At 56.5% G+C, this 24,388-nt stretch carries 23 protein-coding genes and 1 tRNA gene; 16 read left to right on the plus strand and 8 right to left on the minus strand.

Annotated elements, in window-relative coordinates; translation table 11 throughout:
• Nucleotides 1-41: 41 nt before the first annotated feature.
• Nucleotides 42-365: a hypothetical protein gene (locus HDF12_RS02930; RefSeq protein ID WP_179581118.1), complete on the plus strand. Its 324-nt coding sequence runs from the start codon at nt 42-44 to the stop codon at nt 363-365.
• Between the two features lie 111 nt (nt 366-476).
• On the opposite strand, the gene HDF12_RS02935 is transcribed toward HDF12_RS02930, so the two are convergent.
• Entirely contained in the window at nt 477-1,214 is a 738-nt protein-coding gene (locus tag HDF12_RS02935; protein WP_179581120.1) for a hypothetical protein, read from the minus strand.
• 102 nt (nt 1,215-1,316) lie between these two features.
• The gene (locus HDF12_RS02940) at nt 1,317-1,802 is read right to left on the minus strand and encodes a DUF1810 domain-containing protein (protein ID WP_179581122.1); all 486 of its coding nucleotides are present in this window, start codon (nt 1,800-1,802) and stop codon (nt 1,317-1,319) included.
• Between the two features lie 77 nt (nt 1,803-1,879).
• Here HDF12_RS02940 and HDF12_RS02945 point away from each other — a divergent pair, with 77 nt between their 5' ends.
• Nucleotides 1,880-2,245, plus strand: coding sequence for a VOC family protein (locus HDF12_RS02945; protein ID WP_179581124.1), 366 nt, complete (start codon nt 1,880-1,882; stop codon nt 2,243-2,245).
• 10 nt (nt 2,246-2,255) lie between these two features.
• Here the strand turns inward: HDF12_RS02945 and HDF12_RS02950 are convergent, their stop codons facing one another.
• The 4 genes from HDF12_RS02950 to HDF12_RS02965 all read right to left on the minus strand — a co-directional run bounded on the left by HDF12_RS02950 (nt 2,256) and on the right by HDF12_RS02965 (nt 5,330).
• Nucleotides 2,256-2,795: a DinB family protein gene (locus HDF12_RS02950; protein WP_179581126.1), complete on the minus strand. Its 540-nt coding sequence runs from the start codon at nt 2,793-2,795 to the stop codon at nt 2,256-2,258.
• Between the two features lie 372 nt (nt 2,796-3,167).
• A complete protein-coding gene (locus HDF12_RS02955; protein WP_179581128.1) occupies nt 3,168-3,653 on the minus strand; it encodes a hypothetical protein in 486 nt (161 codons plus the stop codon).
• Complete coding sequence (locus HDF12_RS02960) at nt 3,653-4,648, minus strand: heme-binding domain-containing protein (RefSeq protein WP_179581130.1); 996 nt, start codon at nt 4,646-4,648, stop codon at nt 3,653-3,655. Before HDF12_RS02960 ends, HDF12_RS02955 begins: the two co-directional genes overlap by 1 nt.
• 139 nt (nt 4,649-4,787) lie before the next feature.
• On the minus strand, nt 4,788-5,330 hold the full coding sequence (locus tag HDF12_RS02965) for a DinB family protein (protein WP_257025321.1): 543 nt from the start codon (nt 5,328-5,330) through the stop codon (nt 4,788-4,790).
• Nucleotides 5,331-5,585: 255 nt separating this feature from the next.
• On the opposite strand from HDF12_RS02965, the gene ychF reads away from it, so the two are divergent.
• The 6 genes from ychF to HDF12_RS02995 all read left to right on the plus strand — a co-directional run bounded on the left by ychF (nt 5,586) and on the right by HDF12_RS02995 (nt 12,847).
• Entirely contained in the window at nt 5,586-6,683 is a 1,098-nt protein-coding gene (ychF, locus tag HDF12_RS02970; RefSeq protein WP_179581132.1) for a redox-regulated ATPase YchF, read from the plus strand.
• A 233-nt stretch (nt 6,684-6,916) separates the two neighbouring features.
• Complete coding sequence (tyrS, locus tag HDF12_RS02975; RefSeq protein ID WP_179581134.1) at nt 6,917-8,173, plus strand: tyrosine--tRNA ligase; 1,257 nt, start codon at nt 6,917-6,919, stop codon at nt 8,171-8,173.
• Nucleotides 8,174-8,302: 129 nt separating this feature from the next.
• The gene (locus HDF12_RS02980; protein ID WP_179581136.1) at nt 8,303-9,127 is read left to right on the plus strand and encodes a hypothetical protein; all 825 of its coding nucleotides are present in this window, start codon (nt 8,303-8,305) and stop codon (nt 9,125-9,127) included.
• Between the two features lie 38 nt (nt 9,128-9,165).
• A complete protein-coding gene (locus HDF12_RS02985) occupies nt 9,166-11,859 on the plus strand; it encodes a ribonuclease R family protein (protein ID WP_179581138.1) in 2,694 nt (897 codons plus the stop codon).
• 538 nt (nt 11,860-12,397) lie between these two features.
• Complete coding sequence (locus HDF12_RS02990) at nt 12,398-12,670, plus strand: oxidative damage protection protein (RefSeq protein WP_179581140.1); 273 nt, start codon at nt 12,398-12,400, stop codon at nt 12,668-12,670.
• A gap of 100 nt (nt 12,671-12,770) precedes the next feature.
• Nucleotides 12,771-12,847, plus strand: a tRNA-Pro gene (locus HDF12_RS02995).
• Nucleotides 12,848-13,165: 318 nt separating this feature from the next.
• Here HDF12_RS02995 and HDF12_RS03000 read toward each other — a convergent pair.
• The gene (locus HDF12_RS03000) at nt 13,166-14,149 is read right to left on the minus strand and encodes an oxidoreductase (protein WP_179583295.1); all 984 of its coding nucleotides are present in this window, start codon (nt 14,147-14,149) and stop codon (nt 13,166-13,168) included.
• Nucleotides 14,150-14,310: 161 nt separating this feature from the next.
• Here HDF12_RS03000 and HDF12_RS03005 point away from each other — a divergent pair, with 161 nt between their 5' ends.
• From HDF12_RS03005 to HDF12_RS03030, 6 genes are all read left to right on the plus strand, one after another.
• On the plus strand, nt 14,311-15,252 hold the full coding sequence (locus HDF12_RS03005) for a catalase family peroxidase (RefSeq protein WP_179581142.1): 942 nt from the start codon (nt 14,311-14,313) through the stop codon (nt 15,250-15,252).
• Nucleotides 15,253-15,446: 194 nt separating this feature from the next.
• Nucleotides 15,447-15,947, plus strand: a complete 501-nt coding sequence (locus HDF12_RS03010; protein ID WP_353073087.1) for a YceD family protein — start codon at nt 15,447-15,449, stop codon at nt 15,945-15,947.
• Nucleotides 15,948-16,016: 69 nt separating this feature from the next.
• Nucleotides 16,017-16,202 carry a 50S ribosomal protein L32 gene (gene rpmF / locus HDF12_RS03015; protein ID WP_179581146.1) on the plus strand — a complete coding sequence of 62 codons (186 nt, stop codon included), beginning with the start codon at nt 16,017-16,019 and terminating at the stop codon, nt 16,200-16,202.
• A 33-nt stretch (nt 16,203-16,235) separates the two neighbouring features.
• On the plus strand, nt 16,236-17,240 hold the full coding sequence (plsX, locus tag HDF12_RS03020; protein WP_179581148.1) for a phosphate acyltransferase PlsX: 1,005 nt from the start codon (nt 16,236-16,238) through the stop codon (nt 17,238-17,240).
• 908 nt (nt 17,241-18,148) lie between these two features.
• Nucleotides 18,149-19,564, plus strand: coding sequence for an MBOAT family O-acyltransferase (locus tag HDF12_RS03025; protein WP_179581150.1), 1,416 nt, complete (start codon nt 18,149-18,151; stop codon nt 19,562-19,564).
• Complete coding sequence (locus HDF12_RS03030; protein ID WP_179581152.1) at nt 19,539-20,741, plus strand: hypothetical protein; 1,203 nt, start codon at nt 19,539-19,541, stop codon at nt 20,739-20,741. Before HDF12_RS03025 ends, HDF12_RS03030 begins: the two co-directional genes overlap by 26 nt.
• Here HDF12_RS03030 and HDF12_RS03035 read toward each other — a convergent pair.
• Complete coding sequence (locus tag HDF12_RS03035; protein ID WP_179581153.1) at nt 20,738-21,373, minus strand: thiamine phosphate synthase; 636 nt, start codon at nt 21,371-21,373, stop codon at nt 20,738-20,740. The genes HDF12_RS03030 and HDF12_RS03035 overlap by 4 nt on opposite strands.
• A gap of 165 nt (nt 21,374-21,538) precedes the next feature.
• On the opposite strand from HDF12_RS03035, the gene sthA reads away from it, so the two are divergent.
• Both sthA and HDF12_RS03045 read left to right on the plus strand, forming a co-directional pair.
• Nucleotides 21,539-22,939, plus strand: a complete 1,401-nt coding sequence (gene sthA / locus HDF12_RS03040) for a Si-specific NAD(P)(+) transhydrogenase (protein ID WP_179581154.1) — start codon at nt 21,539-21,541, stop codon at nt 22,937-22,939.
• A 34-nt stretch (nt 22,940-22,973) separates the two neighbouring features.
• On the plus strand, nt 22,974-23,870 hold the full coding sequence (locus HDF12_RS03045) for an ROK family protein (RefSeq protein WP_179581155.1): 897 nt from the start codon (nt 22,974-22,976) through the stop codon (nt 23,868-23,870).
• Nucleotides 23,871-24,388 lie beyond the last annotated feature (518 nt).

Consider the following 24,388-nt stretch of genomic DNA (forward strand, 5'->3'; position numbering starts at 1 on the left):
AAACAATCCAGCCGAGCGCTGGTTAGAAAGAAAGGCCCACCATGGGCAAGCCGTACATCAAGGGCGGAACTCCGATTGGCTCGGACTCGCTCTGCAGGACCTGCTCCTACGCGCACATTATGACCGGTTACCGAGAATCGGAGATGATCACGATGTGCAATGAAGTCCACCCCAACATCGTCGTCCCGTTCCTTATCTATGAGTGTTCGAGCTACTACGATAAGAACCGGCCAAACTGGGAGCAGATGGAAAAGCTCGCCATCGACGTCACACCAGGCCCGTTCAAGCCCGTCGGCTTCAAGGTCGGTATCGGCTTTCGAGAGGCTGCTGTCGCACATATTTGTGATGACGAAGACGATGAATAACCCTCCGCACTGACAACCCGGCAACGTCCATCTTCGCGCGTCCTGTAACGCGAAGATGGACGTCATCAGCTGTTAAAGACAGAGCGGCCATACATAAACTCTGTGCACCATTCACCGCGAAGCCACTTTCCGACCACCTGCCACCCTGCAAGCTGCAGGAACATTCGTCATCTGCTTCGCAAACACCCGATAGCTCACCGTTCCCGGCCGCAACGTCGACCAGTATCCCGAGGATGACAGCAGAGGCTTATGTTTCTCGATCAGTTGATGGTCGAGAATCTTCACGCCGCACTCCAGATTGTTCTTCGGTTGCAGGATCGTTCTGTCCGGATCATCGATCTTCAGCTTCTTATCGTGGTCCCAGTCAAAGTCGCAACCATACCGCTTTTCGTCGCCATACGTAAGCTGCAGCAGCCCCGATGTGCGGCTCTGATGCCTGGTGACTTCATCTTTCACTGCCATCTCCGGCTGTGCGTGTTTGGCTTGAACCGTCGGCTCCAGTCCCGCCTCCGCACCGGCCAGCGCCTGAAAGAAGTAAGCCCAGAACGCCCGCTTATCGTCCTCCGCCATCCCGTAGAACGCCGGACAGAATCGCCGCACATCATGCGGAACCTGCCCGGACAGCATCGCCGGCGGCAGCGCCAGCTCCACAATCTTGTCCCACTCCGGATCCCACGTCGGCCCACCCACCTCTGCCTTTTTCGTGTCGATCGGAGTAGGCGGCGCGGGCTTCATCGCCGGAGCTGGAACAGCCGTAGCCTGCGCCTCATGCTTCCCGCATCCTGCCGCCACGATCGGCGCAGCCATACCCACAACCAAAGCTACCGCAACCCTCAGACCTCGGTTCATTCGTGCACCTTTTACGTTCGTTTGAAGTCGGGCCCTGTACAGGAAGATGCCATCCACGAGCGCGCAGTTGCTGAGACGCTCGCAATACCCCCAAAATCTCAATCAGATCCGCTTGATCGTCCCCTGGTCCATCGCCCCGCCGAAGTACTTCTTCAAAGCCTCTTCAAACACATCGCCCGAATCTTCCGCTGTTTTGGCAGACGGCGCAGTGGCCTTCGCAAATGGCGCCGCGGCGTTCGCAAATAAGGTCATGCTCGAATGAAACTTCAAATCATCCGGAGACCCAAAGATCTCCCCCACCGTCCGTCCCTGCACTTCCACCACAATCCTCGTAGACTCCCGCAGCCTCGGCCCCAGCACAGCATGCTCCAGATAAGCCCGAGCCTCCTCGAGCGACGAGATCGCATACCGCATCGCCATCGGGCTACTCCCCAGCCCCCGAATCTGCGGAAACACGAACCACATCCAGTGACTGCGCTTCCTCCCCGCCCGCAACTCCGCGAGGGCCTGCTCGTACACTCCAGCCTGTGCCTCCACAAACCTCTCCAGCTCGTACTTATCGCTCGTTGCTCCGACTTTTATCCTCATATGTTCGCTCCTGCACCCCGTACAACTCTTCACGCCAGCCGCCGACTTGCAGTAGACTCACCCCGAAGGAGCCAAACATGCCTCCCACTGTCGGCAACGGCAAGATCTGCTACCTCGAAATCCCCGCAACGGACGTAGCCGTCTCCTCCGCCTTCTACGCCACTTGCTTTGGCTGGTCTCTGCGTCAGCACAGCGACGGCACCACCGCCTTCGACGACGGCGTCGGCCAGGTCAGCGGCATGTGGGTCCTCAACCGTCCGCCCTCCACCCAGCCCGGCATCGTCATCTCCATCATGGTCGACAGCGCCGTCGCCACCGTCGATCTCATCACCGCCCACGGCGGCGAGATCGTTCAACCCATCGACCCCAACGCGTCAGAGATCACCGCCCACTTCCGCGACCCCGGCGGCAACGTCCTCGGCATCTACCAGGAGCCCGGCTGATCGCGTTGCCCTACTTCACCCCCTTATTCGGATCCCATACCCCCTCGAGCTTCCGCACATACACCATCTGCCCAATGTGATAGGCGTTGTGGGCTCCAACGTGTGCGATCCTCGAAGCCCACAGCGAAATCTTTGCGTCGTCAGCCGCCTCCACCGCGTTCTCCCAGTCCGTCATCACCTGGTCCAGCTGCTTGACCGTCGTGTCCCAGCTCTTGGCGTCGAAGTTGTTGAACGTCTCGTCGTTGTTGCCATCGAACTTCGCCGGAGTCTCACCCTTGAACTTCGCCAACATCTCGCGATCCCAGAACACAAGATGATTTGCCAGCTGCCCCACCGAGTGGTTCCCACTCTTATCCGTCCAGCTCGCCTGCGCCGGCGTCAGCCCAGCCACCGCCGTATTCGCCGGAACGAACCACTCCGCCTTGTCATGGGTCGACCGCAGCTGCTCCAGAAGAACCGCCTTCAACGTCATCGGCTTCTCCTGCTGCGCCACCGCAAAACCACACGAAGCCACCACAAAAACCACCACAACAACCAGAACTCGCTTCATAGCGATCTCCTAAAACTCGATTTAGCGCATAGGTCTACCGTTGGCCCACGGACCGGATCATTTTACGGTGCAAACGAGCTACGGCGGCCCGCAAGCCGAGTTCTGCCGTACTCGAAATTCTGTCAAGCCCCAATCATGCGAAAACCCGCGCCAAATAAGGCGATTCGCGTGGCGTATGAGTTATATCGACTCTCTACTTGATGTAGAAGGCAGAAACAGAAGCCCGGACTCAAGACCGGCGCTTTCTCCTTTGTTTTGAATAATTTAGCCGTAACCCCAATGGAATGAAGATTTTGCGAAAACGAGAAATTGTCAAATCATTGCATTGAAATGACTTACGGCTGAGAACCCCCGGCGGGTGCCCTTAACGGGTCAGGGCATCACTGCAGCTCGTTGTGCAAGCAAATAAGAAGCACGATCGTTGGGATCAACTCCCTCCACACTCGCCACCTTCTTCAATGGCGATCCCTCGTACCTCTGGTACGCCGCAACGCCCGGCCCAGTCACCGTCACAAACTCCACAGCCTTCGGCCTCTGCGGAATGCTCCCTCCAAACCACCGCGGATCCTCCTGCTGGCCCCACGTCACCACCGACAGCACCGCCCCCGCCGGATATTTTGAATCAGAATTCGATCGCGCATACTTCCAAGCCACATCGTTGCCGAACATCGTCGACATCGTCGCATCTTTTCGATCAATCCACGATGTAATCACCTTGCCCTGCAGTGGATTCGATGGCAACTCTCCAACCAAAGCTGCGTCCGTATTCAAGCGAGTCACAACCCGCGGATTCGTCTCCTCGGAACATCCGGCCAAAGCCACAACCGCACCGAGCAAGCACACGCCAAGCGATCTCATCACTGACCTCCCGCAGTCTGGCCGCTGAACGGCATCGTGTATACATGATCATTCTTGGCCACAGGTTCATGGCAGCTCATACACTCATTCTGGAACTGAGCGTCTTTCCCATAAGGCTTCAGATCGGTTCCGCGCCAGCGTCCCCAACCCCAACCCTCGCTCGACGCATACTTCGCACTATCTTTGACCATCAACTCCACCTGGATAAACGCGCCGGTCTTCACCACGCCCTTCTCGTCCGGCGCAGCCTGCTGCCAAGCTACCTTAGCGAACGCCGCTCCATCCGGCCAAGGATTGATGTGTCCATCCGCAATCGCCTTCACAGCAACGTCGTTCCCCAAGATCTCCCGCATCGTGTGATTGTCGAAGCGGTCGGTGCTGCTGATCGCCTTCCAGTTCTTGTAGTCAGGGTCGAACGGAACGCCATTCCACTCCGGCTTCACCTCCAGCGCAGTCTGGCTTGCCTGCACCCACTTGCCATACTGAACATCCGTCGCCGCAGCATCTGTCACCGCCTTTGCTCCAACCTCAGCAGCATTGGATGGATCAGGAGGTGTAGTCAGATAGTTCCTTAGGACTGTCAGTTGATCGGGTGTCACTACCGCATCCGGATGCACTCTCCGATAAGCAGGAAGAGGCATTGCACCCATCTGGATCATGTTCACCGCTTCAAACAGGAACCCCTTCTGCTGTGCAGCCGGGAGCTTTCCGATCTCGGAAAAGTTCAGATGCTTCCGAGCCTCTTTCACATCGGCGGTCACTAACCAATACGCAGGCACCACCTGATCAAACCATGGCAACTTCGTCTCGTTCGAGTGGCAGTTATAGCAAGAGTTCCTCAAAATTTGCTTTACCTCTGCGGGGGTCTGCAGGTCCGCCGTCACCGGCGGATTCGTCAACTTCGGACGTACAAATTGCAATCCGACGAAAACAAGAAATAAAACCCCCACAATCCAGAGAAGAGGTCGAAGACGACTCTGCAATACCGATCCCATGCCGTTCCTTTCAACTGGCGAGCCGTGACCAGATACTTCAATAGCGGTCACTCTCAAACCCTTAGACGCAGCAGGGTATTCCGTGAACGCATTCGCTTGCTGTCTGTTCATCTAAAAACTGCACGGCAACAAGCGCGAATTATTTCTCGCTACTCGGTGGCACCAGTCCCTTCAACCGCAAATAGAGCGCCAGCGTCGCATACTGTTCGTTGTCATGTGACACAGTACCCCACATGATTCCGATGCGCGACCGCTTCGCGTTGAACACTTCAAACATATCTCCCAGATTCGCATCCGTTACTGCAGCGAACGCCTTATCGCACTCGGCAAACGAGGCCTTCAGTGCTTCGACGATGGCTGCTTTGTCTGCAGTCTCCGCAGGAACCTTTGCAAGATCGCTCGCAGCCGTCCGATTTACAGCGCCGCATGTACGCAACTGTGCCTCGGTGACATGGTTCACGACGCGTGCATAGGTTCGTACCTCTGGCGTCGGCTTGAACTGGTAATCTCCCTCCGGCATCTTATCGGCGGCTTTTAGAATGTTCCCTTTCTGAGCCGCATACCCGCGCTGTACCTCAGCCGCGGGCCCAATCGGCCCAACTGGAGCTGCCGGCGTCTGACCCATTGCCATGCCAGAACCCAATAACGCCGCGACCACGCACATCGAACGCATCTGCTGCATCTTTGTCACCTCGCACTTCAAGGCTAACCTGTCCAATGGTTGAGTCCACATTTTTTTGTCAATGCTCTGTCATTTCTGAGAAAGCAAATAAGAAGCTTACCGACCAGAATCATTACAGAGTCCAACAGACACTTGCTTGTCATTTCGAGCGGACCGAGATAATTACGTCTTTCCTGGGCCGCAGCCAAGAATGAACTATTCTGTTAAAGACAACCCACGACGCCGGAACAAGCTTCGTAACAAGGAAACAGCACAATGCCATTGAACTGCGGAATCGTTGGTCTCCCCAACGTAGGAAAATCAACGATCTTCAACGCCCTTACCTCAGCTAAGGCGCAAGCCGCCAACTATCCTTTCTGCACGATCGACCCCAACACGGGCGTTGTGACTGTACCCGATGAGCGGCTCGCCAAAATTTCCGAGCTTATCAAGCCCAAGTCGCTTGTTCCTACGACTATGGAGTTCATCGATATCGCGGGCCTCGTCGAGGGTGCATCCAAGGGCGAAGGCCTCGGCAACCAGTTCCTAGGCCACATCCGCGCGACCGATGCCGTAGCGCATGTCGTTCGTTGCTTCGACGATGCCGAGGTCATCCATGTGGCTGGCGGTGTCAATCCGCTGCACGACATTGACATCATCAACACCGAACTGCTGCTCGCCGACCTCGACACTGTCGAAAAGCGCAACACCAAAGTTGAGCGCGCTGCTAAAGCATCGAGCGATGGCAAAATCAAGGCTGAGCACGCCATGCTGCAGAAGCTTCTGGCAGCCCTCAATGCTGGCAAGCCCGCTCGTACAGCCGAGCTTACTGAAGAAGAAAAGATCCTATCTCGCGAGCTTTTCCTGATCACTGCGAAGCCTCAGCTCTACGTGGCGAATGTTGACGAATCAGGCCTCATTGCGGGTAACTCTTACACTGCTGCCGTTGAGAAACGCGCCGAAGAAGAAGGCAGTCAGATTGTGCGCATCTCCGGTGCCCTCGAATCTGAGATTGCACAGTTAGAACCTGCTGAGCGCGAAGAGTTCCTCAAGGATATGGGGCTGTCCGAGCCCGGTCTCAACCGCCTTATTCACTCCGCCTATCGCCTGCTTGACCTCATTACCTACTTCACAGCCGGTGTGCAGGAGGTTCGCGCCTGGACTATCCGCCGTGGCACCAAAGCCCCTGGCGCAGCGGGCGTCATCCACTCCGATTTTGAAAAAGGCTTCATCAAGGCAGACTGCTACGCCTCCGACGACCTCTTCAAATATGGCAGCGAACAAGCCGTCAAGGAAAAGGGTTTACTGCGATCCGAAGGCAAAGAGTACATCGTGAAAGATGGTGACATTCTTTTTTTCAAGTTCAACGTATAGATAGAGGTAATCATTGATTAACTCAGTGTTTGTCCGCAGGTACGTTTCTAACGCGACTTGAACTCGCTACACGCATGGCGCCGATAGAACGTACGAGTGGCAAATTATTTATTCTTTTTGTGTCTTTTTTCTGCATCGGTTTAGCGAAATAAACCAGGTTCGTAACTACTTAGTTCGAGAACGAATGGCTCGATCTCCTTCAGACTGACGCTGGGATCTTTATACTTAAAAATATGTCTACATTCGCTTCGCTTGAAGACCAGCTTGATCTGATCACCAAAGGTGCCGCGGAGATTGTTCCGCTGGAGGCGCTGAAAGAGCGCATTACTAAGTCGATTGCAACTGGGGTACCAATGCGGATCAAGGCAGGATTCGACCCGACTGCTCCAGATCTGCACCTGGGGCACACCGTCCTGCTGAGAAAGTTAAAGCACTTTCAGACGCTGGGACACACAGTGATCTTTCTAATCGGCGATTCAACTGCATTGATCGGCGATCCAACCGGGCGCAACGCAACGCGCAAGCCGCTGACGCCGGAGCAGATCGCGGTTAATGCGGAGACCTATAAAGAGCAAGTGTTCAAGATTCTCGATCCGGAGAAGACCGAGGTTCGGTACAACTCTGAATGGCTGGACAAGCTCAGCTACTACGACATGGTTAAGCTGATGGCGCAGTTCACGGTGTCGCAGATGCTGGAGCGCGAAGACTTTCATAAGCGATTTAATGAGGAACAGCCCATTGCGTTGCATGAGCTTATCTATCCGATTGCGCAGGGTTACGACTCTGTGGCGCTGAAGTGCGATGTAGAGTTGGGCGGTACAGATCAGAAGTTCAACCTCATGCGTGGTAGGGATCTGCAGAAGCACTTCGGACAGCCGCAGCAGGTTGTATTGATGACCTCGATCATGGAGGGTCTTGATGGGGTGCAGAAGATGTCGAAGTCGCTCGGAAATGCGATCGGCATTCATGAACCCGCGTGGGAGATGTATGGGAAGTTAATGTCGATTTCGGATGAACTGATGTGGAAGTACTGGACGCTGCTGACGGATCTGCGGGGCTCGGAGATTGCACAGATGCAGACGGATGTTGCGGGCGGAGTGGTGCACCCGATGCAGGCGAAAAAGAACTTGGCGTGGACGATCACTCGCGACCTTCATTCGAAGGAAGAAGCTGATACTGCCGCGGATAGCTGGGCGAAGATGTTTCAGCAGCGCGGTGTGAGCGAGGATGTGCCGGTGGTGAAGGTGTCGCTGGCTGAAGAAGGTTTGATGAGCACGATGGACGGTGTGGTGGAGGTTCGCGTGCCGAAGTTGCTCGTGCTGGTTGGGCTGGCGAGTTCGGCTGGCGAGGCGACACGGAAGCTGGCTGAGAACGCGGTGAGCTTGAATGGAGAGAAGATCTCGGGCAGGACGGTTGGAAGGGATGCTATGGGGGAGTCACCTGCGCTGCGATTGGGCAAGAAGAGTGTGCGGGTGGAGTGGGTGAGTTAGCAGATGAGTGGGGAGCAAATTTAGGGGTGTTTGTTTTTGCCATGAACAACGCCTACTGATCACCCTTTTGATAGAGTCGAGAAGCGCTAACGTTATTGAAGAATCTGCATCTTAGAGGGTGTAGGTCTTATGAAGATTTTGAAAGTCTATGTACGGCTGGTCGTGTTGGCGGGGTTTTTGGCTGCGGGCTGGTTGCCGATGCATGCGCAGGAACCGAGAGAGATCGTTCGGGTTGCGATGCAGGCAGAGTTGAATGCCGACCTGAACGACCACTCGCATTGGCGTTATCGCGATGCAGAGAGCGATGGGACCGATAAGGTTTCGATTGTTGTCGAGACTGGCCACGGTTCGGTGAAACGATTGATCGGCAGGAATGGACGGCCGTTGAGTGAAGCGGAGGCCAGAGTTGAAGATGAACGAGTAAAGACTTTCATTCACGATCCGGCTCAACTGGCCAAGCAAAAAAAAGATGGGCAACAGGATGGAAAAAATGCCGAAGAGCTGCTTCGGATGCTGCCGGATGCTTTCACCTGGAAGATGCAGAGCGATGATGGAGAGAACATCACGTTGAACTTTGAGCCGAATCCAAAGTTTAGTCCGCCGGATATGCAGGGGCGTGTGCTGGGACAGATGGCGGGGAAGCTTGTGGTGAATAAGGGTCAGAACCGGATCGTTACGATCAGTGGAAAGCTGACGCAGGACGTTACGATTGGTTGGGGACTGCTGGGGCGGCTCCGCGGAGGTGGGACGTTCCGTGTGGAACGAAGAGAGGTGACGCCGGGGATGTGGCAGATTACTGAGACGCACGTGCACATCGAGGGCAAAGTGTTGTTTTTTAAGAGCATCGGTCAACAGCAGGATGAGATGCAGACGGATTTTATGCAGATGCCGGATGGGATCACGCTGGAGCAGGCCGCGGAGATGTCCAAATCACTGACGGCGACATTGAAGTAAGCGAAAGATGACTGTGGCTCGCTGTATGCTCGGAGACGATGGCACACACTCCTTATCCACAGACTGATCGCGAGTTGATGCGGCTAATTGAGCGCTCACCCGGGCATCGCGCTGGGTATAAGCAGTTGATTCGTGAACTTGGATTGGGTGGCGGACGCGAGCGGCGGTTGTTGTTAGAGCAGCTCGCGCGGATCACGGCGCGAGGCGAGTTGGTGAAGGTTGATAGTGAGCAGTGGAGCTTGCCAGCAGCAACGCCGGAGAAGACGAAGCGTGTGAAACGCGGCGCCCTCGAGATGCCGGTGGAGCATCGTGCGACGCGGGACAGGCTACTGGCGGGAAGACTGGATCTCCACCGCGATGGTTATGGATTTGTGCGGCCGAATGGGAGTGTGGATCGTAGCGATGATCTCTTTATTCCGCCGAATGAGTTAAACGGTGCGATGCAGGGCGATGAAGTCCTGGTGGATGAAGCGCCGCCGGGACGAGATGGCCGGCGATCGGGTCGGATTGCCCGGGTGCTGAATCGAAGAAATCCTACGGTGGTAGGAATCTTTCACTATGTGAGAACGCACCGCGGAGGAGGTCCCTGGGAGAGCGCTCCCATGATCAACGGAAACTACATTACTCCTTTAGATGAACGGATGACGCAGGCGATTTTGATCCCCGCGGGAGCGGAGATTCGATCGACGCCGGAGGGGACACCGCACCGTGTTCTAGGCGAAGAAGCCGAGGCGCAACAATCTCACTGGTCGCAAGAGTTGGACCCGCACAGGCCACTCGAAGGGCTAGCGGTCGACGTCGAGATCACCGACTTTCCGACCGCCGGAAGGCCGGCGCGTGGGCGGATCATTGAGGTTTTAGGGCCGCCGGATGCTTTCGGAGTTGATGTAGAAATCATCATTCGCAAACATCATTTACCGCATGTATTTCCTGCAAACGTGCTCGCCGAAGCTACAGTGTCTGCAGAACAGATTGTCGTCACGTTGGGCACGGATGAGATCGGGCGGCGCAGGGATTTTCGTGGACTGAACATTGTAACGATCGATGGGGAGACTGCACGGGACTTCGACGACGCGGTGCTGGTGAACCCGTTACCGAATGGAAACTGGGAGCTACAGGTTCACATCGCAGATGTCAGTCATTACGTGAGACCGGGAACGTCGCTTGACCTCGAGGCTCGACTGCGGGGGACTTCTGTCTATTTTCCAGATCGTGCTATTCCAATGCTCCCGCCCCAGCTTTCAAGCGGGATGTGCAGTCTTCGACCGGATGAGGATCGCCTGGTCCTGAGTTGCGTAATGGAGATCGACGGGCGCGGCGAGGTGTTGAGGTACGAGGTGTGCGAGGGAATCATTCGGAGCGCCAAACGGATGACCTACACACAGATTCAGGGCGTGATCGATGGCAATGTCGAGACGCGGGCGGAGTTTGCCGAGCTGGTCCCGGAGTTCGAACGGATGTATGAGTTGGCACTAAAGCTGAATGCGAAACGGCATCGCCGGGGATCGATCGACTTCGATCTTCCCGAACCTGTGATTCAATTTGATCCAGATGGAAACATGGAAGCGATCGTTCGGTCGCAGCGTGGTTGGGCGCACCGATTGATTGAAGAGTTTATGCTGTCGGCAAACGAATGCGTTGCGACTTGGATCGAATCGCAAGGTGTGGCGAGCCTGTATCGCATTCACGAGATTCCAGACCCGAAGCGGATTGTCGATTTTGAAGAGACGGCGAGCCAGTTCGGCTATTCTCTGGGCTTCAGCAGTCTGCCCGTGAAACGGATTCAAACGAAGGGTGATCGCCGTGATGCGCGCGGAACTAATAAACAGGTCAAGACGCACGAGGTGGCAGAGTCGATTCCGGTAACGCCGCAGATGTATCAGAAATTGACTGCGAAGATTGGGGGAAAGGCAGAGGAGCGGATCCTCTCCTATCTCATGCTTCGGTCGTTGAAGCAAGCGCGCTACAGTGAAAAAAATGTTGGGCACTTTGCGCTCGCAAGTCCAAGCTATACGCATTTCACTTCGCCGATCCGGCGTTATCCGGATTTGATCGTGCATCGGTTGCTTCGGGAGCTCATTCAAAGCGGTGCAAATACCGAGGGATCGGCGATTTTATCCGACTCTCCTCAGCCATGGGGAGAAAAACGGGCCGGCAAAGGACACGCGGAGAAACCTGAACGGTCGGTTTTAGAAGGACCGATACCGGAGGTTGAGCTCGGTGCGATTGCTGCAGAGTCCAGCCAGTCAGAGCGGCGGGCCGATGATGCAGAGCGTGAGCTGATCGAGTGGAAGAAGATCAAGTTCATGCAGGACCGCGTGGGTGAAGACTTCAACGCAATCATTCTTTCGTGCACGAAGTACGGCTTCTTTGTGGAATTGGACAGCCTTTTCATCGAAGGGCTAGTGCCTCTGACCTCGCTGCAGGACGATCGCTACATGTTTCGCGACACAGATCGGCAGATTGTAGGGACGCGAAATGGCCGCGTGTTCAAGATGGGGCAGCGGGTACACGTGCTCCTCGATCGCATTGATCGTCAACAGCGACGACTTCAGTTCGCTTTGCTGCCGGGAGAAGAGGAGGCTGCTCCGCGATCGCCTCGTAAATCAAAGACCGCTGCCAATACGAGCTCAGATCGGCCCCACTCCAGCCCTAACCGTTCGGGTAAGAAGGGCAAGACGAAGTCGGAGGCTCGGGAGCGAAATAAGAAATCGAAGGGCAAACGGCGTTAAATAGCTCTGGTATTTCGCAAATCAGGGGCAATTGGTTTGAGCCGGCCTTAACGCGCTTTCTGGAATAGACCTGTGAGGAGCATGAGAACGGAGATAACTAACCCTGCGACCCGTATGCTGTGAATCAGATCCCAACGTGCGGTCTTAGAGCCAACCGTCGTAGGGAAGCATCGTTACGGTGAAGACGATGGTCGCAGCCCAGGGAAATGCGGCTCATGCGATGAGCATTCCGGGACCGTGTGAAATTGGACGATGCTCGGATGCTGCACCGATAAGGAGTACGAGCACCAGGCCGTACAAGAATGGCATCACTTTCTCGAGGGCTGCAGCTATGAAAGCTGCAGCTTCCGCCTGCGCTTTGCGACTCAGTCTTGCCAGTTAGGGATGGACAAACGCTGCGACGGCGACCTCGTTACCTGACATCATGGCTGTTGCGGTCACAGTCAAAATGTCGTAAGCGATAGTCATAGATTTATTGGAGGCTGCGCAATAATTCGGACGGCATCGTAAAATAAAAATTCCAAAAGGAGTTTAGAGAATGGCACACATGGTGTTCGACACGAGATTCAAGGCCGAGATGGAAGGGCTAGATGAGCCGCCGTTCGATTCGGACTTTGGCCAGAAGATCTTCAAGAATGTCTCGAAAAAGTCGTGGGGCGAGTGGGTAGAGCGGCAGAAGATGCTTTTGAACGAGTACCGCCTGCAGCCGTGGACGCGCGAGGCGCAGGAATTTCTTGTCGAACAGATGAACGAGTTTTTCTTTGGCGAGGGTGGTTCATTGCCGAAGGAGTTTGTGGCGCCGACGACGTAGCTGATTGCCGGAGAACGGCAAAAGGTGGACCAGTCGTGTACACTTAGGACTGCAGCATACCCCGCCGTCTCCCCGCTTGGGCTGACGCGCAAACCATAGTCGGGACGTGGCTCAGCCTGGTAGAGCGCACCCTTGGGGTGGGTGAGGTCGCTAGTTCGAATCTAGTCGTCCCGACCATTAATTCTTCATTTCATCTCAGCAAGTTACTAGTGAACCCCACTCTCTGACGTATAGACGACCCTCGCCGACGGCTCCGGGTAGAAGCGCGCAGGTTGCGGCTACTCCGGCGACAAACTTGACGAAGTGAAAGGCGCAGACATTACGGTTACGAGCTTCTCGCCATTATCGTGATGGAGTCGGCAAACGTAGCGCACTGAGGACGAACATCGAACGTGACAACTACACCAGCCTGTACATCAAATTTCCCTGATGTAGCGTGTCTGATTTCAGACTAAAGCAGACCGTTATTTTTCTCTAATGAGATCCCTATAAGTCTCACGAGGCGACAGCAGCTACATCTCTGAAGAACTTCACTCCTGTCAGTTTTTCGCAGATCTGCCACAGGCGAGTTGCAGCGACAGTGTCGTTTGCGTGAGCAGCGATCTTTGCCGGCCCAACTTCTTCACCACGCATCTCCTGGAAACCCTGCGGGCCATAGTATCCACCGTCTTTTATCTCAAGAGCTGTTGACGCATAAAGCGTCGGGAGAGCGCCTTCGGAGTCTGTATTGAGAGCAATGCCAATGGCATGTCCCAGAAAGGCACGAAGGCTCTTTTCAGCTGCGGAATATTCGCCTGACTGGAAAAGATTAGTATTTGCAACTCCCGGGTGCGCAGCCACGCTCATGATGCGCGAATTTTCGGCACGCAGGCGTCGGTCAAGTTCGAAGGCGACCAGGAGATTGGCGAGCTTCGATTGCTGATAAGCGCCCATAGGAGAGTAGTTTCGCGTAGATTGCAAATCGCCGAAGTCTATGCGTCCTCGTTTATGCGCAATCGAGGCGATAGTCACAACGCGAGGTCTTCCGGCTGCGTCAGCAGAAGATGCGGCGGCAGCCTGCTGAAGCGCGGGTATCAGAAGTCCGGTAAGCGCGAAATGGCCAAGAACGTTGGTACCGAATTGAAGCTCGAAGCCATCGGTTGTCTCCATGCGCCGGGGCGGAGCCATAACGCCGGCGTTGTTGATAAGCAGGTGCAGCGGGCGATGTTGCGCGACCTCCGCTGCGGCAAAATGATGGATGGAAGTAAGGGAAGCGAGGTCAAGGATTGCGAGCTCGGTGCGCAAGCCCGGCGAATCCGCTTCCATGCGGGCAAGGGCTGCTTCGCCTCGTCTCTGATCACGGCACCCAAAGATGATGTGAGCACCCTTGCGAGCGAGCTTTAGAGCCGTATGATAGCCGATACCGCTGTTTGCCCCGGTGATCAGAACCCGTTTTTCTGAGAGCGACGGAATGTCTGCTGCTTGCCACTTCTTGCTCATCTGTATTGGACGTAGTAGGGGGGCGGTGAAGATGCGAACTTTTTCTTTGTTCCGCAGCGGCAGACCTGTTGCCTCTTGCGCGAACAAATTGGCAGAGGGAAGAGTCGGTTGTAACTTAAGTTGAATCAGAGTTCGGTAGATTGTGATGAGGAGAAATAACAATGCCACTTCCTACTGACGAAAAGATCATCGCATTGAGCCAGCAACTGCTGCAGCAGTTCGACGCGATCTTCGGATTGAACCCGGGCTTTCGACCCGCCCATGCCAAGGGCATTATGCTGACCGGGACATTTACGCCTTCTGCCGAAGCGGCCACACTTACCAAAGCTCCGCACATCACGCGGGAGTCCACCCCTGTGACGGTGCGATTCTCAGACTCCACAGGGATTCCGCTGGTGCCGGACAACGATCCTAATGCGAATCCCCGCGGATTTGCGATCCGATTCAACCTCGCCGAGCACATTCATACCGATATCGTCTCTCATTCGACGGATGGCTTTCCAACGAGGACGGGGCAGGAATTTCTGGAGTTGCTGACGGCGTTGGCTACGAGCGACCCCAAGAATCTGGCAGGTTCTCCGCTGGAGGCGTTTCTCGGTTCGCATCCGAAGGCGTTGGCGTTTGTGCAAGCTCCGAAGCCTGCGCCCTCGAGCTTCGCGCGCGAGAGCTACTTTGGTGCGACCGCGATGAAGTTCACGAATAAGGACGGCGTTGGCCGGTTTGGGCGCTATCGGATTGTTCCAGAGGCTGGGAACGATCATCTGGATGATGCTGCAACTGCTGCAAAGAGCGCTAACTATTTGGTGGACGAGATCGTGGAGCGAGTTGGAAAAGGGCCGATCAAGTTCAAGATTCTGGTACAGCTTGCGAACGACGGCGATGTGGTAGACGATGCGACGATTCATTGGCCGGAAGATCGAAAGGTACTTGAACTCGGCAGCTTCGCTTTGACCGCGCTGGTGGAGGATAACGCTCACGAGCAGAAGCAGATCATCTTCGATCCGATACCTCGGGTGGAGGGAATCGAACCGTCAGACGATCCTCTGCTGGAGTTGCGGGCGGCGATCTATCTATTAAGCGGGCGACGGCGAAGAGCTGCCTAGAATCGATGTCCTGCCGGACGGGTCCACTGCGCGTGGGCCTGTCCGGTAGGACATAAGCTTCTGATAGCCTTTGAGGCGCGACGGGCAGGCTATTTGATCTGTGGCGGGAACCTGCTACCCTTAACAATGTGCTGATTACTCCGCTCCAACTCGTAGATGAACCCCTTGAATTCAATGAAGTCATAGCTCCAGGGGTGTTGGACTATGCCTCCGACATCCGGCAGGTGGGCCCGCTGCCGGTCCACGGCGTCGCGGACCTGTTGATCGAGCATCGCAGCTCCAGTTCGCATGTGAACGACATCCGGCTGCGGGCCAACTACAGTGCGGACTTCGAAATCCTTTGTGCCCGGTGCGTCGACCCGGTCAAAGTGCCGCTTTCGGGCGCTTTTGACCTGATCTTTCGTCCCGAATCCGCCGATGCGGATGCCGGGGAGCGTTCTATTACTGCGGATGAGACCGAAATCGGGTATTATCAAGAGAGCGGTCTTTTGCTGGAGGATGTGGTGCGCGAGCAGGTGTTACTTTCCCTGCCAAGTCGTACCCTCTGCACGGCAGACTGCAAAGGGCTTTGCCCGCGCTGTGGTCAGAATCTGAATCAAGCGAAATGCTCCTGCGATGAGGCTCCGGCTGATCCGCGTTGGAATGCGCTTGCGGGTTTGGGGAATCTGGCCGACAAGCTCGAGTTGAAGCACTAATCAAGTTTTTGCCTCGTCGACTGCGTGTTTTTTACGTGATTGCCGCGGCCGATTGAAAGGGATACTGCAATGCCTAATCCAAAACGGCGCCACTCCAAGCAACGGACTGCCAAGCGCCGCAGCCACGACTTTTTGACCCCCACCGGCCTCTCGGAGTGCCCCAACTGCCACGAGCGCAAGCTTCCCCATCGTGCCTGCCGCAAGTGCGGCACGTACAAGGGCCGCGACGTTCTCGTGACCAAAGAAGCCAACTAATATCTTCACCTCACACCCTGCTCTTCCCTGCTGATGCCGACTGACATCGTTGTAGACGCAATGGGTTCCGACAAGGCCCCCGAGCCAGAGGTTCGCGGGGCCGTACTTGCTGCGCGTCAGTTCGACGTGCGCGTTCATCTGGTTGGGCCGGAGGACAGGCTGCGGCCGATTCTGCGGCAGGCGTTGCGTGGGCAGCGTCTGCCGGTGTTTATTGTGCCCGCCAGCGAGTGGATCACGATGGACGACAAGGCCGCTCAAGCGGTCCGGTCCAAGCGCGATTCCACCATGCGGGTGGGCCTGAAGATGGTCCGCGAGGGACGTGCCGCGGGGTTCTTTACTGCGGGCAACACTGGCGCGGCGATGGCTACGGCGAAGATGGTTCTGGGGATGCTTTCCGGCGTCGACCGTCCAGCGCTGGCCCAGATTTTGCCAACCGTACATCGCATCCCTTCGCTGCTTCTGGATGTGGGCGCGAACGTGGACTGCGATCCCGACAACCTGGTCCAGTTTGCGGTCATGGGCCACATGTACGCCAAGACGATCCTGAAGATCCATAACCCGCGCATCGGCCTTCTTTCGATCGGGGAAGAGGATCTGAAGGGCAACGCCCTGACTCGCGATACTCTGCCGCTGCTTCGTGCGCTGACCGGAATCAACTTCAAAGGTAATGTCGAAGGCCGTGATCTGTTCAACGGGCATAGCGATGTGGCGGTCTGCGACGGGTTTGTGGGTAACGTTGCGTTGAAGGCGATTGAAGGAACGGCGCAGCTGCTGAGCGCGTCGCTGCGCGAATCGTTGAAGTCTACCGTGACCTCGCAGGTGGGAGCACTCCTCTCGCGAAAGGCCTTCGCCGAGTTCAAGAAGAGGCTGGACTACTCGGAGTACGGCGGCGCGGTGCTGCTGGGAGTGCGCGGGGTATGCATCGTTGGGCACGGATCGTCGAACGAGAAGGCGATCATGAACGGCGTTCGCGTGGCGGCAGAGTTTGCTCAGGCCGATGTGAACTCCGGTATTGAAGCTGCGCTGCGGTCCTCCTAGTCTTGTACCCCCCGGGGGGTATTTGCGTGTAAGTTTATTATTTTCAGCGGTTTACATTTTTTGACAAATTGTAAATTCCTCATGCCAAAAGGGTTATTCGCAAATACTTCATACCAAAAGAGTTAGCGGTAAATTATTGATTGCAAATAGGAAGGCCCCGGCAGCTCCCGGGGCCTATTTATTTGCTCTGTAGTTATTATACCGGGCCGGCGATAACTGATACGCCACGCGATTGTTCAGTGTTGACGCGGGTTTTCGCGCGGAGGGGGCTTGACAAGAATTTTGGGGCGGGTTGTCAGGGGTCGCCCAGAGAGGTCCATCTCATAGGCGTTATTCAGGCGAAACGGTGTTTACCGTCTGTCTGAGGCCTTACGGTTCGCACTCAGAGCTTCCATAGTCAAACCTCACTCTTCAATCGCTTTAGCCATAAAAGGGTGTACACTCCAAAAAACCATTTGAGACCGAACCGTTCCTCGGTTCGGTGACGCGGGCCATGAAGCTGCCTTGGCTGTCTACCCAGATCCCCTTGCGGATCTTCAGGGGATCGAACTGGTTTGTTAGCACCACGGCCAGGCTGGGAACCTCCGGCGGGCAGGTAGTTCGAATCGCTCCTCGGGCCAATCTTTTATCGATTCAAGCAGCAGGCGGCTTCTGGTTTCTGGATGTCTTGCTTTGCTTTGGAGTCCAACGGCGGTTGTGAATCGATGGGTGAGGTGTGTCGACAGTATGGGATGTACGCAAGATGACGACTTATATCTGGCCGGTTATGCATCGGCCACGCTGAACGAACTAAGAGAGCTTCTAACGCGCGCCGGCGCTGCAGCCGAAACGAATCGAAGCCGGATTTCACAATTGAGAGTAGTTGCACTTCGGGGCCGCTATTCCTTTCATGATCCTAAGAGGTAGGCATGGTCTTTAATTCCCTGGTCTTTGTAGTTTTCTTTGCCATTGTTCTGCTCCTGCACGCGATGCCGTTTCCGTGGAGGGTGAAGAAGGTTAACCTACTGGTTGCCAGCTACATCTTCTATGCGGCCTGGAATCCGCCGTTCGTGATCCTGCTCTGGGTGTCGACGGTGGTGGACTGGTTTGCAGCGCGCGGACTTGCGCAGGCAGAGCAGCAATGGAAGCGTCGCGCGTGGATGCTGCTCTCGATCGTCGTAAGCCTGGGATTGCTCTGCTACTTCAAGTACGGCCACTTTCTCGTCGAGAACTTCGCCCATCTGGTGTCGCTGGCGGGGTTCAAATACAGCCCTCCGCAATCGAGTATTGTCCTTCCCATCGGCATCTCGTTCTACACCTTCGCCACCATGTCCTATACGTTGGACATCTATCTTCGGCGCGCGGTGCCTGCACGCAACTTCCTCGACTACGCTCTCTTCGTCACGTTCTTTCCTCACCTCGTCGCGGGTCCGATCATGCGGCCAACCGAGTTGGTCCCGCAGTTTGAAGTTCCGCACAAGGCGACGCCGGATCAGTTGCGTTTTGGTTTGGCGCTAATGACGCTGGGGCTTTTTGAGAAGGCAGTGCTGGCTGACGGCTTTCTCGGTCCGGTGGTAGACCAGGTTTATAACGGTAGGGTCGTTCCGGGCTTTGTGGATGCCTGGGTGGGGACGCTGGCATTCAGCGGACAGATCTTCTGCGACTTTGCCGGCTACTCGATTACCGCGATCGGGGCGGCCCTCTGCCTGGGGTTCGCTCTCTCGGACAACTTCCGCTTCCCTTATGCGGCGATTGGTTTCACCGACTTCTGGCGCAGGTGGCACATCACGCTTTCGGCGTGGCTGCGCGACTACCTTTATATTCCGCTCGGCGGCAATCGCCACGGAGACGCGCGGACGTACTTTTCGCTGTTGGCCACCATGCTCATTGGCGGACTTTGGCATGGTGCGAGCTGGACCTTTGTGGTGTGGGGAGGCTTGCACGGTCTCTATCTGTCGGTCGAAAGAGTGCTGCGCAAGCGGTTCTCCGGATATCGGCCGGGACCGGTCGCGTCTGCCGGGCTCGGGCTGCTGACCTTCGTTCTGGTAAACGTCGCATGGGTCTTCTTTCGGGCGAAGACTTTTCACCAGGCGATGGTGATCCTGCGCGGTATGTTCGGGAGAAATGCGCATGCCGAACCTGTACTGGCCGCGATTTACATCATCACCACGATGATGATTATCGGCGGCTTGTTGCTGGCTCACTCTTTTATGCGCAACCAGACGCTCGAGGCGGCGATCGGGCGCGCACACCCCACGGCGCTGACAGCTCTGTGGACCATCATGGCCTTCGCAGTGGTAATTCAACACGGAGAGAGCAATGGCTTCATCTATTTCCAGTTCTAGCGTCGTCCACGACATTGTTCGCGAGCCCCTTCCCTCCGGTCTGCGACTTACCGCAGCCGACCGTCCAGGTGTTGCGCAGCCGGTGCCGGAACGCGACATCCCTGACCAGCCGTGGCGCGCCATGTCGCTTGTCGTCCTGGTCCTCGTGATCCTGTTCACGTCCCTTTGGGAGTGGAAGATGCGCAGGCTTGAGCTCGTCCCGGGGGACTCGAGCGGCACTTATGATCGCTGGGCGGAACTGCGACGACAAGTGGATAAGCGCGACGTGCCTGTTGCCATCATCAGTGATTCGCGTCTGCTGTACGACACCGACCTGGATCGCACTGTGCAGCTTACCGGAGTTCGTCCGCTGCAGCTGGGCATTGCAGGCGGGAGTGCGCTACCCATTCTGGAAGACATTGCTGACGACCCGCACTTCAAGGGGCTGGCCATCGTGGGAATGGCCGAAAGCGTGTATTTTGATACCGTATATTCGGTTACGCGGCCGAAGAAGGCGCTTGCGTTGAGCCGTTGGGAGTCTCCGTCCAATCGCGCATCTTTCGTGATCCAGCGCGTGATCTCACCTCGCCTGGCGATGCTCGACGACAGCTATCAACTCAGCACGCTTATCTTTCAACTCGATCCTGATTGGAGGCGTGGAGTGAAGGGGCCTTACCACGATGTCTGGAAGGTAGGGGAGATGGGTGCGGGAGGGCAAGCCTGGATCTGGCGCCGACTCGAACACGATCGAAGACTCAGTGACCACGCGCGAACCGTCTGGCATGAGCACTTTCAGCCATTCCCGATTAAAGACGAGAACGTCCAGGTGATTCTGGAAAGAACAAAGATCGCTGTCGACAAGATTCGTGCTCGCGGTGGCGATGTCGTCTTCGTGCGGTCTCCTTCGGCGCCAGATCTGCGTGTGGTCGAAGACAAGCACATACCTCGAGCCAGGGGATGGGATCCGCTGCTCGCCTACACGCATACGAACGGCATCCACATTGACGACCTTCCCACGGTGCAGAACCTGACGCTGCCGGAGAGCTCTCATCTCAGTCATGCCTGCGCAACGGTCTTCACCGACGCTTACATACGTGTGCTGGCTCAGCAGACATCGTTGCTGCATTTGAAATCGGATCTGCCGCCAACGCTCTCTACCCGCGATTGCGTTCCATCGGCGGTGGCCAGCACAGATTAGGGATTGTGGAAGAGGCGGATTCCTGCGACTCCTGCGGCGCCCGCTTCGAGGCAGGAGGATGCGTTCTGGAGGGTGACTCCGCCGAGCGCGTAAACCGGGATAGGAGCGGCGGCGGTACAGGCGGCGCGGAGTTGGTCGAGACCCTGGCCGGGCAGTATTTGTCCGTCCGCGAGGGGTTTTTCGAAGACGGGGGCATAGAGGATTGCATCGACCTGGTCGTGGCGGGCGCGGTGGATGTCGGCGAGGGTGTGGCAGGAGACCGTTATCAGGGGTTTTGGGGCGTGGGCAGAGTGGAAGAGGTCGCGGATTTGAGCAGGGGAGAGTTCGTCGGGTGAGGCGGAGAGATGGACGCCGTGAGCGCCGGTAGCGAGGGCGACGTCGGGGCGGGAGTTTATGAGCAGACGCGTCGGGCTGGCGGCCAAGGCTATTTTTTCTAGCAGGTTACGGGTGAGGGTCGCGAGCGTGGCCGCGGGAAGGTCTTTTTCTCTTAGCTGGAGGAGGTCGATGCCGTCGGCGATCCATCTTGCGGCCTCGCGGAGGAGGGCGGCTTGTTTTTGCTGCTCGTCGCCAGGGTAGAGCGCGCGGCTGGTGATGGCGTAGCGAAGCATGGTGAAATCAGTGTATGGTGCCAAGGTCCCCTTAGTGGAGTCTGTGATGTTGGTGTGGTAGCTTCAAGGCAGTAAGGCGAACGCGCACACAGTCAAAGAAACTGGCCCCTCACGATCGCCACGCAGGGGCCGATAACGGGACAAGACCCGCCGAGACGTTGGAGTGGATGTCCATGAGTATCTGCCAATATGAGTAGTAGTGTTTACGATCTGATTGTCATCGGGTCCGGGCCGGCCGGGCAGCGCGCTGCAATTTACGCTTCCAAGCTGGGTAAGAAGGTTGCACTGGTGGAGATGCGCGAGGTTGTTGGCGGAGCCTGCATCAGCACCGGAACCATTCCTTCAAAGACTATGCGCGAGGCGGTTCTTCACCTCTCCGGATATAACTACAAGTCCATCTACGGGATGAACTACCGGGTGAAGGAACGGATCACGATGGCGGACCTGGCGTTTCGGGTGCAGCACGTGATCAAGACCGAGATCGACGTGACCGAGGCGCAGCTTTCGCGGAACAACATCGAGATGCTGGTTGGGGTGGCGAGCTTTGAAGACGCGACGCATGTGAAGGTGACAAACTCGCGTGGCTCGACCGTGTATGAGGCGAACAACATCCTGATCGGAACCGGGACCAAGCCGGCGTCTTCGCCGAAGGTGCCGATTAACGGGCGCAGCATCATCAACTCGGACCTGGTGCTGGAGCTGGTGAACCTGCCGAAGACGATGATTATCGTGGGCGGCGGCGTCATCGGAGTGGAGTACACCTGTATGTTCTCAGCCCTCGGAGTGCGGGTGACGCTGATTGAGCGGAGGCCGCGGCTGCTGGAGTTTGCCGACCAGGAGATTATCGAGGCGCTGAGCTACCATCTGCGGGACTCGCGGGTGACGATGCGGCTGAACGAAGAGGTCGAGTCGGTGGAGGAGATGCCGGACGGGACCGTCGTGGCGAATCTCGAGAGCAAGAAGAAGGTTCAGGGCGATGCGTTGCTGTATGCGGTAGGTCGTCAGGGCAATGTGGATGAGTTGAACCTGGCCGCTGTGGGGATCGAGTCCGATTCGCGCGGGCGCATCCCGGTGGATAAAGACTTCAGGACGAAGGTGCCGACGATCTTTGCGGTGGGCGATGTGATTGGATTTCCTTCTCTGGCTTCGGTTTCGATGGAGCAGGGTCGCGTGGCGGCAGCACGGGCGTTTGGAGACGAAAAGATCCTGTCGAATCCGGGACTTTATCCGTATGGGATTTATACGATTCCGGAGATCAGCTTTATCGGCAAGACGGAAGAGCAGCTGACGGAGGAGGATGTGCCGTATGAGGTTGGCGTGGCCTACTACCGCGAGATTGCGCGCGGTCAGATTCGCGGCGATACGACTGGCCGGCTCAAGATCATCTTTCACCGGATGACGCACGCGATCCTCGGAGTTCACATCATCGGCGAGGGTGCCAGTGAGCTGCTGCACATCGGGCAGGCCGTAATGGCACTGGGCGGAACGCTGGATTATTTCGTGGATACTGTCTTCAACTATCCAACTCTCGCAGAATGTTATAAAGTTGCGGCTTTCAACGGGTTGAACCGCGTCAGCAAATTTGAGTAGAAACGCGGCACCCGAGGACGAGGCGGACAGGGTAATGGCAAAGACAATTGGGGTAATTTTATCGGAGCGTATTTCGGCCGGTTTGGTCGTGGATCACAAGCTGGTGGGGCCGGTACGACGTTTTCCTGAAGATCACGACGACGAAGACGCGCTGGTGGAGCAGCACACCGAAGCGCTGGTGGAGACGATCGCAAGTCAGGTGCTCCTGGCAGCAGATGGCGCGAAGGACATCACGGCAGTCGGCGTGGCTTTGCCCGGGTTGGTGAAGGATGGCGTGGTCGCAGAGGCGCCGAACCTGCCGCAGTTGAAGGGCGCGAAGATCCAGGAGCTGCTGATTGGGCAGTTGCGCAGTCACGGGCTCGATGTCACGGTCACAGCGGTGAATGATGCCGATGGAATGGCTGCGGGCCTGGCTTCAATGCACGGCAAGCTGGACAGCATGATCCGCGTCTGGACCCTGGGCGTGGGAATCGGCTATGGGCGGTATCCCTTTGCGCCGGGTGCGTGGGAGGGCGGCCACACGGTGGTGACGCTCGACGAGAAAGAGCGCTTCTGCGGATGCGGCGGGCGCGGACATATGGAAGGGATCATGGGGCATCGTGCGATGCGTCTGCGATTCCTCGACATGGAACCGGAAGAGGTCTTCGAGGCAGCGAAACAGGGCGATGCGCGCTGCGTGGAGTTCAAACGGCTTTGGCATAAGGCTTTGGCAGCGGCGTCGGCGACCACGATTCATATGGCAGGGCCTGGGAAGATCTTCATCGCGGGATTCAACACGCGCTTTCTCGACATGTCCATGCTGAAGGATTATCTGCAGCAGATGGTGAAGATGAGTCCGCTGCAGGGGTACTCGCTGGAAATCGTCGACGATACGCCCGAGGTGCGGGTCATCGGCGCTGCTGTCTCGGCCGAGCTTGCCGCCACTCGGTGAGAGGTATTGAACTTTGGTTCGGATTTCTTACGTGAAATGCGGTCTATTCTCTGTAATGGTTGTGTGGCTGTCACTGTTGGTTTGCGGCACAACAGCCGCTCAGGAGACTGATCTCGATCCAAACCGAATTTTCACCACAGATTTGCATTGGGATAGAGTCGTTGGCGCACCTCGAAGTGAAACGCTTCGACAGGCAGATGGGACGCTGATGATTCTTTACCGTGAGGGACTGTACGCTGAGGTCACAGCGTCTTTTACCAAGAATGGAAATAAGGTTCCGATTGATCTGAACTTGAATCAGGCATTTGTTGTTCATCTCGGGACCTGGAGCCGGACAGAGGACGATACCCTAATCCACATCCAGAGCCGTGAGGTGATGCGCTACAAGATCACTCAAAACGAGGTTTGCCGAACAGCGGAAAACGGCACAGCCTGCTCCCCGACACCTGAGCTGACACTGCCAGGGCCAGTGCTGAGGAACACATGTCGGCTAGAACGCCCATCTTCGACTCATATTG

It is taken from the genome of Tunturiibacter gelidiferens, assembly GCF_013410115.1.
GTDB lineage: Bacteria > Acidobacteriota > Terriglobia > Terriglobales > Acidobacteriaceae > Edaphobacter > Edaphobacter gelidiferens.

Coding starts and splice junctions, on each gene's coding strand:
- HDF12_RS02955 (WP_179581128.1), bottom strand. CDS start 3,653: ATGAGATCGCTTGGCGTGTGCTTGCTCGGTGCGGTTGTGGCTTTGGCC.
- sthA (WP_179581154.1), top strand. CDS start 21,539: ATGAGTAGTAGTGTTTACGATCTGATTGTCATCGGGTCCGGGCCGGCC.
- rpmF (WP_179581146.1), top strand. CDS start 16,017: ATGCCTAATCCAAAACGGCGCCACTCCAAGCAACGGACTGCCAAGCGC.
- HDF12_RS03025 (WP_179581150.1), top strand. CDS start 18,149: ATGGTCTTTAATTCCCTGGTCTTTGTAGTTTTCTTTGCCATTGTTCTG.
- HDF12_RS03030 (WP_179581152.1), top strand. CDS start 19,539: ATGGCTTCATCTATTTCCAGTTCTAGCGTCGTCCACGACATTGTTCGC.
- HDF12_RS02980 (WP_179581136.1), top strand. CDS start 8,303: ATGAAGATTTTGAAAGTCTATGTACGGCTGGTCGTGTTGGCGGGGTTT.
- HDF12_RS02945 (WP_179581124.1), top strand. CDS start 1,880: ATGCCTCCCACTGTCGGCAACGGCAAGATCTGCTACCTCGAAATCCCC.
- ychF (WP_179581132.1), top strand. CDS start 5,586: ATGCCATTGAACTGCGGAATCGTTGGTCTCCCCAACGTAGGAAAATCA.
- HDF12_RS03005 (WP_179581142.1), top strand. CDS start 14,311: ATGCCACTTCCTACTGACGAAAAGATCATCGCATTGAGCCAGCAACTG.
- HDF12_RS02965 (WP_257025321.1), bottom strand. CDS start 5,330: ATGCAGCAGATGCGTTCGATGTGCGTGGTCGCGGCGTTATTGGGTTCT.
- HDF12_RS02940 (WP_179581122.1), bottom strand. CDS start 1,802: ATGAGGATAAAAGTCGGAGCAACGAGCGATAAGTACGAGCTGGAGAGG.
- HDF12_RS03000 (WP_179583295.1), bottom strand. CDS start 14,149: ATGAGCAAGAAGTGGCAAGCAGCAGACATTCCGTCGCTCTCAGAAAAA.
- HDF12_RS02960 (WP_179581130.1), bottom strand. CDS start 4,648: ATGGGATCGGTATTGCAGAGTCGTCTTCGACCTCTTCTCTGGATTGTG.
- HDF12_RS02985 (WP_179581138.1), top strand. CDS start 9,166: ATGGCACACACTCCTTATCCACAGACTGATCGCGAGTTGATGCGGCTA.
- HDF12_RS02930 (WP_179581118.1), top strand. CDS start 42: ATGGGCAAGCCGTACATCAAGGGCGGAACTCCGATTGGCTCGGACTCG.
- HDF12_RS03045 (WP_179581155.1), top strand. CDS start 22,974: ATGGCAAAGACAATTGGGGTAATTTTATCGGAGCGTATTTCGGCCGGT.
- HDF12_RS02950 (WP_179581126.1), bottom strand. CDS start 2,795: ATGAAGCGAGTTCTGGTTGTTGTGGTGGTTTTTGTGGTGGCTTCGTGT.
- HDF12_RS02990 (WP_179581140.1), top strand. CDS start 12,398: ATGGCACACATGGTGTTCGACACGAGATTCAAGGCCGAGATGGAAGGG.
- tyrS (WP_179581134.1), top strand. CDS start 6,917: ATGTCTACATTCGCTTCGCTTGAAGACCAGCTTGATCTGATCACCAAA.
- plsX (WP_179581148.1), top strand. CDS start 16,236: ATGCCGACTGACATCGTTGTAGACGCAATGGGTTCCGACAAGGCCCCC.
- HDF12_RS02935 (WP_179581120.1), bottom strand. CDS start 1,214: ATGAACCGAGGTCTGAGGGTTGCGGTAGCTTTGGTTGTGGGTATGGCT.